10 protein-coding genes are annotated in these 12,517 nt (G+C 71.0%); 2 read left to right on the top strand and 8 right to left on the bottom strand.

The genetic code is table 11. The annotated features are described in order from the left end of the window. On the top strand, window positions 1–1,455 hold a 1,455-nt coding region (locus EAO76_RS19065), incomplete at its 5' end, for an FAD-binding oxidoreductase (protein WP_148837414.1). A gap of 217 nt (window positions 1,456–1,672) precedes the next feature. Here the strand turns inward: EAO76_RS19065 and EAO76_RS19060 are convergent. From EAO76_RS19060 to EAO76_RS46355, 6 genes are all read right to left on the bottom strand, one after another. Then, window positions 1,673–2,404 carry a phosphatase PAP2 family protein gene (locus tag EAO76_RS19060; RefSeq protein ID WP_148837110.1) on the bottom strand — a complete coding sequence of 244 codons (732 nt, stop codon included), beginning with the start codon at window positions 2,402–2,404 and terminating at the stop codon, window positions 1,673–1,675. Window positions 2,405–2,723: 319 nt separating this feature from the next. Then, window positions 2,724–3,719 carry a bifunctional lytic transglycosylase/C40 family peptidase gene (locus EAO76_RS19055; RefSeq protein WP_148837413.1) on the bottom strand — a complete coding sequence of 332 codons (996 nt, stop codon included), beginning with the start codon at window positions 3,717–3,719 and terminating at the stop codon, window positions 2,724–2,726. A gap of 328 nt (window positions 3,720–4,047) precedes the next feature. Beyond that, the gene (locus tag EAO76_RS19050) at window positions 4,048–4,662 is read right to left on the bottom strand and encodes a hypothetical protein (RefSeq protein WP_148837109.1); all 615 of its coding nucleotides are present in this window, start codon (window positions 4,660–4,662) and stop codon (window positions 4,048–4,050) included. Then, window positions 4,659–6,962: an alpha/beta hydrolase family protein gene (locus EAO76_RS19045; RefSeq protein WP_262375587.1), complete on the bottom strand. Its 2,304-nt coding sequence runs from the start codon at window positions 6,960–6,962 to the stop codon at window positions 4,659–4,661. The genes EAO76_RS19050 and EAO76_RS19045 overlap by 4 nt, the downstream gene beginning before the upstream one ends. A 340-nt stretch (window positions 6,963–7,302) precedes the next feature. Then, entirely contained in the window at window positions 7,303–8,487 is a 1,185-nt protein-coding gene (locus EAO76_RS19040; RefSeq protein ID WP_262375586.1) for a hypothetical protein, read from the bottom strand. A 42-nt stretch (window positions 8,488–8,529) separates the two neighbouring features. Then, on the bottom strand, window positions 8,530–9,243 hold the full coding sequence (locus EAO76_RS46355) for a hypothetical protein (protein WP_262375585.1): 714 nt from the start codon (window positions 9,241–9,243) through the stop codon (window positions 8,530–8,532). 275 nt (window positions 9,244–9,518) lie between these two features. Here EAO76_RS46355 and EAO76_RS19035 point away from each other — a divergent pair, with 275 nt between their 5' ends. Further along, the gene (locus EAO76_RS19035; protein WP_148837107.1) at window positions 9,519–10,283 is read left to right on the top strand and encodes a DUF4232 domain-containing protein; all 765 of its coding nucleotides are present in this window, start codon (window positions 9,519–9,521) and stop codon (window positions 10,281–10,283) included. Window positions 10,284–10,510: 227 nt separating this feature from the next. Here EAO76_RS19035 and EAO76_RS19030 read toward each other — a convergent pair whose 3' ends face one another. Both EAO76_RS19030 and EAO76_RS19025 read right to left on the bottom strand, forming a co-directional pair. Next, a complete protein-coding gene (locus EAO76_RS19030; protein WP_148837106.1) occupies window positions 10,511–11,947 on the bottom strand; it encodes an endonuclease/exonuclease/phosphatase family protein in 1,437 nt (478 codons plus the stop codon). Window positions 11,948–12,051: 104 nt separating this feature from the next. Then, window positions 12,052–12,495 (bottom strand): ATP-binding protein, encoded by a 444-nt coding sequence (locus tag EAO76_RS19025; RefSeq protein ID WP_148837105.1) that lies wholly within the window; start codon window positions 12,493–12,495, stop codon window positions 12,052–12,054. Window positions 12,496–12,517: the final 22 nt, after the last annotated feature.

Here is a 12,517-nt window from a genome sequence, read left to right as displayed (position 1 = left end):
GTCCCGCCGTCCCCGTCGCGGACCGCCCCCGCCGGGTCCGCCGACTGGTCCGCCCTGGCCGAGAGCCTCGACGGCGGCCTCGTCCGGCCGCAGGACGCGTCCTATCCGACCGCCCGTCAGCTCTACAACACCCGCTTCGACGGCCTGAAGCCCGCCGCCGTCGCCTACGTCGGCCACGAGGCGGACATCCGCGAGTGCCTGGCCTTCGCCCGCCGCACCGGCACCCCGGTGTCCATCCGCAGCGGCGGCCACTCCTACGCGGGCTGGTCGAGCGGGAACGGACACCTCGTCATCGACGTCTCCGCGCTGTCCCGCGTCGAACGGAACGGCACGATCGGGGCGGGCGCCAAGCTCGTGGACGTCTACCGGAACCTCGCCCGCGGCGGCCGGACGATCCCCGGCGGCTCCTGCCCCACGGTCGGCATATCCGGCCTCACCCTCGGCGGCGGCCACGGCGTCGCCGCCCGCGCGTACGGCCTGACCTGCGACAGCCTGACCTCGGCGACCCTCGTCACGGCCGACGGCAAGACCCTCACCGCGGACGCCGGGAACCACCCGGACCTCTTCTGGGCGCTGCGCGGCGCGGGCAACGGCAACTTCGGCGTGGTCACCGAGCTGACCTTCCGCACCAGCCCGGCCCCGCAGACCGTCACCGCCTACATGTCGTGGCCGTGGTCGCGCGCCCGGTCCGTCGTCACGGCCTGGCAGGAGTGGGGGCCGTCCCAGCCCGACGAGATCTGGTCCGCCGCCCATCTCGACGCGGGACCGGGCGGCGTCGCCCCGACCGTCTCGGTCGCCGCGTTCAGCCTCGGCACGTACGGCGACCTCCAGAACGCCGTGGACCGCCTCGCCGACCGGATCGGCGCCCCGGCCTCCTCCGTCTCGCTGCGCCGCCGCGGCTACGAGGAGTCGATGCTGGTGTACGCGGGCTGCTCGGGCATCTCCGAGGACCGGTGCCGGCTGCCGGGCACGACGCCCGGCCGCACCCCGCAGGGCACGCTCGGCCGCGAGACCTACGCCGCCGCCTCCGACTTCTACGAACGCTCCCTGCCCCCGGCGGGCGTGCAGGCCCTGCTCGACCGGACCGAGGCGTTCACCCGGATCCCCGCGTCACGGGGCGGAGGAGCGGGTTCCATAGCGCTCACCGCGCTCGGCGGGGCCGTCAACCGGGTCTCCCCGCAGGCGACGGCCTTCGTCCACCGCGGCGCGCGCGTGCTCGCCCAGTACATCGGGGCCTGGGACCCCGGCACGGCGGGCAGCGCCCAGCAGGACTGGCTGAAAAACACCCATGCGTCGATGCGCCGGTACGCGTCCGGGGCGGCGTACCAGAACTACACCGACCCGACGCTGACCGACTGGCGGCGCGCCTACTACGGCTCGGCGGCGGACCGTCTCGCCAGGTTGAAGAAGCAGTACGACCCCGGACGCCTCTTCTCCTTCCCGCAGGCCCTCTGACTTCCGCGTCCCCCGACCACCGGTCACGGACCCCCGGCGGACGGGAAAAGGCCCCGGACGGGCGGGTACGAGAACGGGCGGCCCCCCTTTCGGGAAGCCGCCCGTCGGCCGTTCTCACCGGCCCCTCACATGCTCCTCGGCCCCGCGCGCACCCGGCCCGCGTGCCCGGCCCCCAACCCTGCGCGGGCGCGCCCGGGGCCGTACTCGTAACCCCGTCCTACGCCGCCAGGTCCTTCTCGCCGACGCCGCCGCCCGTGCCGGGCCGCGGCTCGGCGATCCCGAACGCCCCGGGCCGCCCGGCGGCCGGGGCGACCTGCGTCTGCTTGCGCGAGCGCACGAGCCACCCGAACCGGTCCGTGCGCGCGACGGCCGTCACCAGCGGCGTCAGCAGCATCATCGCCAGCGGGGCCAGCAGCAGGGCGACGGCCGTGCCGAGCGCGAATCCGCCGATGACGTCGGTCGGGTAGTGGACGCCCATGTAGACCCGGCAGAAGCCCTCCGCCAGGGCCAGCCCGATCGCGGCGAGGCCGAACTTCCGGTTGGCCACGAAGAGCCCGACGCCCAGGGCCATCGCCATCGTGGCGTGGTCGCTGACGAAGGAGAAGTCGGTCTTCCCCGTCACCAGGACGTCCAGCCCCTGGTGGTCCTTGAACGGGCGGGGACGCTCCACGAATCCGCGGATCGGGATGTTGATCAGCAGCGCGATCCCGGCGGCCAGCGGCGCCCAGACGATCCCGGCGACCGCCGTCACCGAGTCGTCGGCCGTGCCGCGCCGGCGCACGCTCCACCAGCACCACAGGACCACCAGGACCATGCCGAGCATGATCCCGTACTCGCCGACGAACTCCATGACCCGGTCGAACCAGGTGGGAGCGGACTTCGCGAGTCCGTTGATGTCGTAGAGCAGGCTGACGTCGGGGTTCGACCCATCCACTGCGAGTCCAGCCATCTGACGCGGCCCCTTGTCTTGTCTGCTGCCGCGGACACACCCATGTGCCCGCTCTGACGAACCCCCGTGTCGGTTCGATCACTGTGTGGATCACTGCTGCGTGGACCGGTGCTTCTCGTCCGCTCCGCCCGTGAGGGCCTGCCCGGCCGGCGTCGCGCGGTCGGTGCGCCGCCGCTCCGGTCCATCCAGGGAACGACGTCCTCCGTGCAGGCGTTCCTCTCTCCACCGAATGATCACCATGACGTTATCGAAGAGAGACTCATCACCGCAGCTCAGGGCCCAGGCTTCACGGAGAGTTCCGGCCATCGCCGTCGCCGCGTCATGCCGCGGGCCGGGTCTTCGGGAGGGCCGCGGCCCCGTCCTCGGTGACCCGCGTCGCCCCGAAGTAGTCGGGGGTGTCGATCTTGTCGAACCGGATCACGGCCCCGGTGTACGGAGCGTTGATCATGTACCCGCCTCCGACGTAGATGCCCACGTGGTGGATGGCCCGCGAGTTGGTCAGGTCCTCCGAGAAGAACACCAGGTCGCCCGGGAGCAGCTCGTCCCGCGAGGGGTGCGGCCCCGCGTTGTACTGGTCGTTCGCCACCCGGGGCAGTTCGATGTCGACGGTCCGGTACGCGGCCTGGGTCAGCCCAGAGCAGTCGAACCGCCCGTTCTGCTCGGGCGTGCCGTTCCCGCCCCAGAGGTACGGCGTACCGAGCTTCTTCTGCGCGAAGTAGATCGCCCCGGCCGCCTGCTGCGAGGGCTGCACCCGCCCGACGGGCCGGGCGAAGCTCTTCTCCAGGGACCGGATGATGTTGACGTAGTTGCGCGTCTCCTCGATGTTCGGGACGCCGCCGGACCGGATCACCCGGTACGCGCCGGCGTTGTACGCGGCCAGCATGTTGTCCGTCGGGTCCCCCGGCACCTTCTTCACGTAACCGGCGAGTTCGCAGTCGTACGAGGCGGCGGAGGGGATCGCGTCGGCCGGGTCCCACACGTCCCGGTCGCCGTCCTTGTCGCCGTCGATCCCGTGCCCGGCCCAGGTGCCCGGGATGAACTGGGCGATGCCCTGGGCGGCGGCGGGGCTCTCCGCCCGCGGGTTCCAGCCGCTCTCCTGGTACAGCTGGGCGGCCAGCAGTGCCGGGTTGATGGCGGGGCAGAGGTTGCCCCACTTCTCCACCAGCGACTGGTACTTGGCGGGCACGGCACCCTTCGCCAGCGCGACGGCCCCGCCGCCGCCGGAACCCGCGAGCCCGGCGGCGGCGGAGTACGTACCGACGACGAGCAGGGCCACGAAGGACATGGCCACGCCCACACCGATGCCACCGACCACCCAGAATTTGCGCACCCCTCAACCATCCCCCATCGGGGACGGGTTCATGGGCGTTTTCGACGGTGTGTACGAGTCAACCGGGTCACAGGGACCCCCGACCCGCCGTTCCGGCGCACCGGTTCGGCACTCCGGAGCACCGTCCCTCCGCCCGGGCGCACCTGACGGGCCTTCCGGTTCATGGGTCGTCATGACCGGCGCACGGGTCGTCACGGCAGGCGCACGGGGAGGCCGTACGGGGCTCAGGGGCGGGCCCGGCGGGCGCACGGCCCCGTACAGCCCGATGCGCCGGGCGGGACCGTTCGTCCCGCCCGGCGCATCGGATCGATCGTCAGGCCGACCAGTAGTCGGAGCGCACGTTGGGACTCGGCAGGGGGTAGACCCCCTTGTACGCCGGCCCGTTCGGCGCGGACTTCGGCTCGGCGACCTTCGACTCCTTCACGCAGGGGGTGTCCGCCTCGAAGAAGACCTGCCCCTTGGCGCGGACGCTCACGCTGATGCCGAAGCCGGTGTCCGTCTGCGCGTAGACCGCCGGGAACGTCTCGTCGACGTTCTTCGCCTTGATGCGGTAGTCGCTCTCGCGCCAGAACTTCTCGACCTGGTCCAGGAAGTCCTGGCGGCGGTCCGCCGACACGATGGTCATGACGGTACGCCTGCGCGTCACGTCACAACTGCCCTTCGTCGTCGGACCGTGCGCCCACTGCACCTCGGGGTCGATCTTCTTCAGCACGGCGTCGAGCATGCCGTCGGACGTCTCGGCGGCCTCCTGCATGTCCATGCCGTTCCCCTCGGTGCCGTTGTCGCTCCCGGCGCTCCCGGTGCCCGTGACGCTCTTGGCCGCACCGGTCCTGCCATTCGTACCCGACCCGGCCTGCTCGCTGCCACAACCGGACAGCGCGAGACCGACCACCAGCGCCACCGTCGCGATCTGGAACTTGCGCCTCATCGGTACTCCTCAATCTTGAGCCGGTCGGCGTGCCCCGACACGATAAGAGCGATGCTGTCCGCGGAGACGGCGTCCCGTGACGGGGTGAAGTAGTTGGAGTGCGAGTCGAAGCTCATCGGCTTGCCCGGATCGACCGGGAACCGCCTGGCCCCGAACGCCTTGCTCGCCGGGTCCTTGCCGAACCAGAGGTCGTCGTCGCCCGGGTCGGCCAGATCCCCCGCGAGGTAGGAACCGGCCGGTCCGCCCAGCACCATACCGATCGAGCCCACGACCACCTGCGTCTTGGACGGGAGCTTGGTCACCGGGTCGTTCTCCGCGGCACCCACGAAGACGTGCCCGGCACCGACGCCCAGGTCCGCGGCGTTGTCCACGCCCACACCGGGGCTGCCGACCAGGATGATGTCGTCCACGCCCGGAATGCCGCCGGGGTGCTGGGTCGCGGCACCGACGGCGCGCGAACCGTAGGAGTGCCCGATGGCCGTGATGTGCGGATCACCGGTCCGGTTGGTGGCGACGATGCCGCTCATGAACTCGTTGTAGGCCGCACCGCCCTTCTCCGCCCGCTTGGTGCCCGCGACCGCCAGGCTCTGCAGCCCGTCCGGCGTCTGCGGCGCGTCGTACCCGAGCCAGATGATCGCCGCGCTGGACGGGTCGTAGCCCTGGGCGCCGATCGCCGTGTCACGGGCCCGCTTGAGGCCGCTCTTCGCGAACTCCTCGTCGAGGGCCGTGTTCAGCCCCGGCACGTAGGCCGACACGTTCTTGGAGGTGTCGGGGTTGCCGTAGGAGACGATGGCCCGCCCGTTGCCCTCGTCCCCGATGCCGATGAGGTACATCGGAGGCTGGCTGCCCTCCTTGAGCTGCCGCTCGATCTCCCGCAGCCCGGCGAGCTTCTTCTGCGACTCCTTGTCGGTCTGCTTCTCCAGCTTCGAGATCAGGTTCGGCAGGTTCCGGCGGTTCGCCGCGTCCCGGTCCGCCGCCGGGATCCCGTCCATCATCCCGATCTTCTCCGGGAAGAGGTCCAGGTAGCGGTCGCGCTGCTCCTGGGTCATCCCGTTCCACCAGAACTCACGGGCGGCCGCGTTGGCGTTGGTCGGGATGCGCTCTTCCAGGTACTTGCGCTCCGACTCCCCCACCGCGGCGTCGACGCGCGTACCGGAACCAGGCATTCCGCTGAACGCCCCGCCGCCCTTGCTCGCGTCCCAGGCGGCGGCGATGAACTGACCCTTGTCCCACTTGCCGCCGGCCTTCTTGGCGGCCTGGGAGTACTGGTCGACGACGCCCCTCACGGTGTCCACGGGGTTCGCGATCGTGTCGATCGCCCCGGTGATGTCGCCCATCAGGCCGTCGTCGCCGACGACGCCGGAGAGGAAACCGCCCTCGGATTCGCCGGTGGAACCGTCGACCGGGTTTTGTCTACCCGCGTTGACCTCTGTAGAAGAACCGCCGGTCCCCTCCGAACCACCGGAGCCTTCGGAGCCGCCGGAACCACCGGTCGAACCGGAACCACCGGAGCCGGAGCCGCCGGTCGCGTCCGCGCCGCCGGAGCCGGAACCGCCGGAGCCCGAGCCACCGGAGCCATTGCCGCCGGAGCCAGAGCCGTTGCCCCCGGAACCATTGCCCCCGGACGAGCCCGAGCCACCGGTCACGGTCGCGCCTTCGGTCCCGGCCCCGGAAGTCGCGCCGTCACCGCCACCACCACCGCCGCTCCCGCTCCCGCTTCCTTCACCGGCGACCACGTCGCCGCCGGGCGGCGCGCAGGCGCTTCCGGTCAGCTGGCAGATGGCGTTCCGGATCTCGCCGGTCAGCTGACCGCCGATCCCCGTGGCCACGAGCCCGCCGATGAGGGCCACGACCACGAGGATCATGCCCAGGTACTCCATCGCGGTCTGACCGGTGTCACGACGCCACTTGGCCATCCGGACGAAGCTGAACCGCCTCCGCTCGGCCCGCTGTTCGGGAGCGAGCCTGAACCAGGCACGCGACCGGGCCCGGGACAGCAGGACGATGACGACGACGGGCAGCACCAGCTGCGTCACGCCCCGGCCGTTCTCCGCGTCGTTCAGCGTCGCCAGCGCCCCGAGAAGGAGCCAGGCGTGCACGGCGACGAGCCCGCGCCGGACCCAGACCCCGCCGGTTCGCAGATGGAACGACAGCACGAACCCCGTGATGCCGGGCAGAGACGCGTACAGCACCATGCCCAGCAGCCGACCGTCCACCGCATCGATCGACGAGGCCACGGTCAGCGCGTCGAACGCGCCGACGACCGTGACGACGAAGAGCAATCGGACGAGGATCAGCACCGCTTGCAAGGAGCGTGACAGCGACTGTCTGCCCGGAGGGACCTCGACGGTGCCTGTGTCGGCACCGCCCTGTACCGTTAATACTCGTATGCCAGACACGGCGGGTCTCCCCAGCTTGTAAATGGGCGCAGCGACAGTTCTCCCCCTGGTATCGGTATGCGACCACACCTGACCAGGGCACGGCATGGGCCCCAGGACCCAATGCCGGACTCAACGTCGTCGCCCGACCCATCCCGTACCCCCACCGACCAGCCCGTTACGGGTCATTGGGGGCGCCCCGCGGCACCACCGGGAGGGGGCCCGGCACACCCCGCCCCCTCCCGTGCCACCGATCCCGCCCTCAGCCGTCGTACGTACGCGGGTCCTCCGCGGCAAGGCGCCGCAGTGCGGCGGCGGCCCGGTCCTCGGGTGAGGTGCCGTCAACCGGAATGCGCCACATGCGCTGTCGCCAGAAGTCCTCCTCCCGGCCCTGCCCGGTGTCCGGTTCCGGGCGGTACAGGAGAGAGACGTTGGTGCAGTCCCGGTCGCGGAAGTCACTGCTGATCCAGTGCAGTCGGACGTCCCAGCGGGTGAGCAGGTCCGGCCGGTCGCGCAGACCGGCGGCGATCAGCCGGGCGGTCCGGTAGGCCGGCGAGGCCCATGAGTGGTCGTTCTCGGCCCGTGCGACCTCCGCGTCGTACGCGGCGGCGTCGAAGCGGCGCTCGGGCAGCTCGGGCGAGTCCCACCAGGCCGGAAGGCGCCAGTCGGACCAGACGACCTGGTCCCCGTCCCTGCGGATGGTGACGTACAGCGCCCCGCAACAGCCCTCGGCGCAGTACGCCTCGGCGAGCTGCACCTCCCGGGGTTCGTCCGTGGCCCGCAGGAGGCCACCGTCCAGCAGGTGGGCCGGGGAGTTGGCGGGCCCCCGGTCGAACACCTCCGGCACCAGGGGACGTCCGTCGAGCAGGATGCGCGTCTCGGCGCCGCCCCGCTCCCCGGGATCGTGCTCGACGCACTCGAACCTCAGCCGCTCCTCCGGCCCGGCGATCCGGCGGAACGGCCACCGTGCCGTCCGCCGGATCCACTCCACCCGCCAACGCCGCTCGACGGCCGTCGCACCGGACTCCGCGTCCCGGCCCGGTTCGGGGCTCCGGCCCTCCTCGGTATCGCCGTCGGACACGACGGCCTTCCAGCCGGGCCGGTTCAGCACGGATTCCAGCGCGTCCAGCAACGCCTCGCGCCGGCCCGGCTCCCAGTCGAGTATCCGGCTCGGGCCGCTGTGCAGTTCGAGGGCGACCGACAGCAGAAGCGCGTAGTGGTCGACGCCGGGCGGCAGTTCGGCGGCGTGCGAGACGAACGCCTCGTACGCGTCCATCGCTTCCGGGTAACGGAGGATCTCGGCCCGGTCGTCGTGCAGGCTCGCCGTCCAGAGCAGCAACTGACCGGACCAGGCCAGCAGTTCGGCGGCCGGCGGGTCCTCCGGAAGCCGTTGTGCCCGTAGGACGTCGACGAGCCGGGTGGCTTCGATGAACCTGCGGACGCGCATGGTCCCGCTGCTCCTCATCTCCCGAGGAAGGGCCACCAGGCATCACAGGACGGCGTCCTCGTCCCCCGCCGCCAGGGCGTCGACCAGCGGGCGCTGCTCGGGCTCCTCGATGTAATGGCCCAGCCAGACCAGGGCCGCCATGGGCCGGTCGATGCCGTCGAGCGCCAGGACGGCGAGGTCGGCCAGGTCCCTCAGCTGCCCGAGGACCTTCAGATACGGCACGTCCTCCGGCTCGCCGAAGCGGGCGAGGAGCGCGAGGCCGACGCAGACGGGCAGGGCGGCGGTTCCCGTACGCACCAGGCAACGGCCGAGCGCACGGGCCCGGGCCTCGTCCTCGATGGTCGCCTCGGTGACCACGTACCGGACATGGCGGTCATGGGCCTCCAGCTCGTGAAGGCCCCGATGGATCTCCTCGGCGGCCCGCGCGACGTCGCCCCGGCCCGCACGGGCCTCGTCCGGAGCGGTCCGGTCCGGAGCGGTCTCGTCCGGGGTCGCCCGATCCGAAGCCGCCCGGTCCGGAGCGGTCTCGTCCGGAGCGGTCTCGTCCGGGGTCGTCAGCCAGGGGTTCAGTACGGCTTCCAGGGCCTCGCACGCCTCGTCCCACCCTGATCTCTTTTGGGTGAGCCTCAGCCGGGACGGAAGTCCGTACCCCCCTGCGGGGAGCCTGCCGCCGGGCTCTCCGCGATGGAGGCGCAGGGCGTAGGCGTACAACGAGGGCCGGGGGATGAGCGCGCTGCGCTCTTCCTGGGCGCTCAACGGGCGGAGTGGGTCTCGATTCCTTGAGTCATGCGCGGAGCCTGACAGGGCTCCCGGCCCCGCGCCACCGGTTTTCACCACCTGCCCGCGACGGACGGCCGGAACCCGGCGGTACGGGCTGTCCGAAACCGACCGCGAAAACGTCAGCAGGACGTCAGTGAGACGTCAGCAGAACGTGAGCGATCCACAGGAAGCTTTAGTTGTCAAGAGGTCAGAGAGAGCGGCTAGCCGCAGGATCCGGGCCTTGTCTAACCCCTCGTCCTGGGAGAATTTCCATGCGCACGCTCCGCACCCGCAAGAACACCGCCGCTCTCGGTGTCGTCACCGCCGCCCTCGCCCTGGCCCTCACCGCCTGCAACGGGGACGACAGCGGCACGAAGTCCGCCGGCACGGCGGGCACCGGCGCGTCGGCCGCCGCCTCCACGGGCTCCGAGGGCACCTCGAAGACCGACGGCGCCTCGAAGGGCACGGACTCCGAGGGCACCTCGAAGACCGGCGGGAGCGCGCAGAACACCGGCTCCTCCTCCGGGAAGACGGACAGCTCCGGCGGCAGCGCCGCGAGCTCCGGCGGCAACACCAGCGACAGCTACGCCTACAAGCACCCGTGCAAGATCGGCGACCTGTCGATCCGCGTGTACCCCCGCGAGGGCTCGGACACCCAGCAGGTGATCGAGGTCAACAACACCGGTGCGAACTCCTGTGGCCTGAGCTACTTCCCGCAGGTCAGCCTGGGTGCCGAGAACGCCTCGGACCACAGCGGCGACATCAAGCCGGCGGTTCCCGGCGGGCTGGGCGGCGCCCCGGCGTACGCGGTCAAGCCCAAGACGGCCGCCATCGCGGTGCTCGACTTCAACCCGAGCGGCGAGAACGGTGTGACCTGGGTCAATGAGATGAGCGTGCTGGTCGACGGCGAGCACATGGCCAACGCCGACACCCAGAACTTCCCGCTCCCCTCGGGCGCCAAGGTCGACAGCCCGAAGCTGGGCCTGTACCAGAGCACGATCGCCGAGGCCGTCAGCTCCATGGAGTCCGCGGGCTGATCACGCCCCACTGAACCGGGGCGTACGACGGACGCCGCGGGGCGCGCCATCCCTGCCCCGCCCCTTCGTCGTACGCCCCACTCCGTCCCCCGGCGTCGAGGGCCCGGACCCACCGAGTGGTGGCTCCGGGCCCTCGGCGTCGTTCGCGGTGCCGGCGTCGTTCGCGGTGCCGGTGTCATTTGCGGTGAAGGACTACCACCCGGGGCACGCCCGGACCGGGATGCTCGTCACCTGGGAGGCAGCTGCACCGAGCCATGGATGGAGTAGTGGTCGGACAGTCCGACGTAGGTCTGCACCGAGCACGCGCTGAACGTGTAGGGGCTGAAGATGTAGTCGATCTTCTCGCCGTCCTTGGTGTCGGCGCCGTCGTAGACGCCGTTCTTCTCGTCGCACTCCTGGTACCGGTCGTACATCGGCGTCAGCGCGCCGAAGCCCCGGGCGGGCGGGCTCACGTTCAGGTCGCCGCCGAAGACCGGGCGGTAGCCGCCCTGGTCGGCCTTCTCCATGAGCTTCGCGGCCTGCTTCGGCTGCCAGGTGCGATCGGGGTCGTCCCAGCCCTTGCCACCGGTGCTGAAGTGCGCGGAGCAGTACATGACAGCCTGGGAGGGAACGCTCGCGCAGATCGCCGCGCGCTGCTCCGCCTTGCGGGTCACGCCTTCCTTGTTCACGTACGCGGCCGGGGACGGCAGCTCGTACGCCTGGTACCAGGTGTTCTCGTCGGGCACCGCGATGGCGACGCCGTACGCCCCGCGGTCGTACCCGTCGGCGTCCATGCACTCCTTCTGCGCCTTCAGGCCGGTCCCGTCGACGTTGTAGGTGACCGGCGCGAAGCGCACGTCCCAGTCGTAGGGCCCCTCCTCCAGCGCCAGTTCGACCGGCTTGGCGTGCTTCTCGCAGAACTCCTGGAAGAAGATCACATTCGGGTAGGACGCGGCCTTGGCCAGGCGGTCCTTGATGCCCGCGGCGAGGGCGTCCTTGCCGATCGGCTTTCCGCCGTTGCACGGACTCACGGTGTTGATGTTCCCGCAGACGTTCCAGGACATGACCTGCGCCGTGGACGAGGCCGCCGGCCCGGCGACCGGTGGTACGGCTTCTCCGGAATCCTTCTCGCCCGCCTGGATCCCGGCCGCACCGGCCTTCTCCAGGGTGAACCGCTCCCACGAGCCCACCGAATCGGCGCGGGCCCGCAGGAGCCCGTAGTCGGTGCCGGTGTCGTTCTTCTCCGCGGTGACGTACTTGCCCTCCGCCTGTCCCAGCAGCGCGTACTTCCCGTCACCCTGCGGTTTGAGGACGAACCGCTCCCAGCCACCGATGTTCGCGCCGCGGGCCCGCAGCATTCCGTCGTGGGTCCCGCCGTCCTCGATCTCGGTGCTGGCGAAGTACCCACTGGCCTCGAACCGCAGGCTGACGGTCTTCCCCTCGTCATCGGTGTGCAGGGTGAACCGCTCCCAGGCGCCCGGCGCATCGCTCCGGGCGCGCAGTTTGGCCCACTGGTTTCCGGCGTCGTTGATCTCGGTGGAGACGTATTTGCCGGTGGCCTCCGACTTCAGGACCCATTTCTGACCGGCGGACTTGGCAATCGCCTCGGTGTCCGCGGCCGACGCCGCTGGCGCGAACGCCACCGTCACACCCAATATCGCCGCGAACGCGGCGACCCAGCTCAATATTCGACGGAACAACTTCCCCCTGCTTTCTCTGTCTTTACTCTGTTCTTGATGAGCGGTTCAGGATCATTCCACGCGGGTCTCTTCCGGCTCCGCTCCTTTCCTCACCCCTGTCGCTCCTTCGCCACGCATTCCACCCAGAGCAGTTTTCCTCCCTGCCCGGGCAGCCCGGTCCGCATGAGGTGGGCGCCCCAGCACTCCGCGTAGAGGGTGACGAGGTACAGCCCCCGGCCGCGTTCGGCCAGTTCGTCCGGGGCCGGGACGCCCCGGTGGAAGGGGGCGGGGATGTACGGGTCGGTGTCCCACACGCTCAGCCGGACCCGGCTGCGCCCGGCGTCGCGCAGGCGCAGGGAGTACGGGCCCGAGGAGTACAGGTAGGCGTTGGTGACCAGCTCGCTCGCCAGCAGTTCGGCGGTCTCGGTCAGTTCGCGCATGCCGTGCACGCGCAGGACGTTGCGCAGGGTGGCACGGGCGACGCCGGGGGCGCGGGGATCCTGCGGGAGTTGGAGTGTGTACGTCCAGGGCGGGGATACCGTGGCACTGGCCATGGAAGTCTCCATTCACGGAGGG

This window comes from Streptomyces sp. sk2.1 (genome assembly GCF_008120935.1).
In the GTDB taxonomy this organism is placed as follows: Bacteria; Actinomycetota; Actinomycetes; order Streptomycetales; family Streptomycetaceae; genus Streptomyces.
Note: the sequence above shows the minus strand (reverse complement) of the source record. Positions and strands in the feature narration are given on the sequence as shown.

What these genes read in the sequence shown, in the direction of transcription:
- EAO76_RS19025 (WP_148837105.1), bottom strand. Translation starts at nt 12,495, where the DNA reads ATGGCCAGTGCCACGGTATCCCCGCCCTGGACGTACACACTCCAACTC.
- EAO76_RS19040 (WP_262375586.1), bottom strand. Translation starts at nt 8,487, where the DNA reads ATGCGCGTCCGCAGGTTCATCGAAGCCACCCGGCTCGTCGACGTCCTA.
- EAO76_RS19060 (WP_148837110.1), bottom strand. Translation starts at nt 2,404, where the DNA reads ATGGCTGGACTCGCAGTGGATGGGTCGAACCCCGACGTCAGCCTGCTC.
- EAO76_RS19035 (WP_148837107.1), top strand. Translation starts at nt 9,519, where the DNA reads ATGCGCACGCTCCGCACCCGCAAGAACACCGCCGCTCTCGGTGTCGTC.
- EAO76_RS19050 (WP_148837109.1), bottom strand. Translation starts at nt 4,662, where the DNA reads ATGAGGCGCAAGTTCCAGATCGCGACGGTGGCGCTGGTGGTCGGTCTC.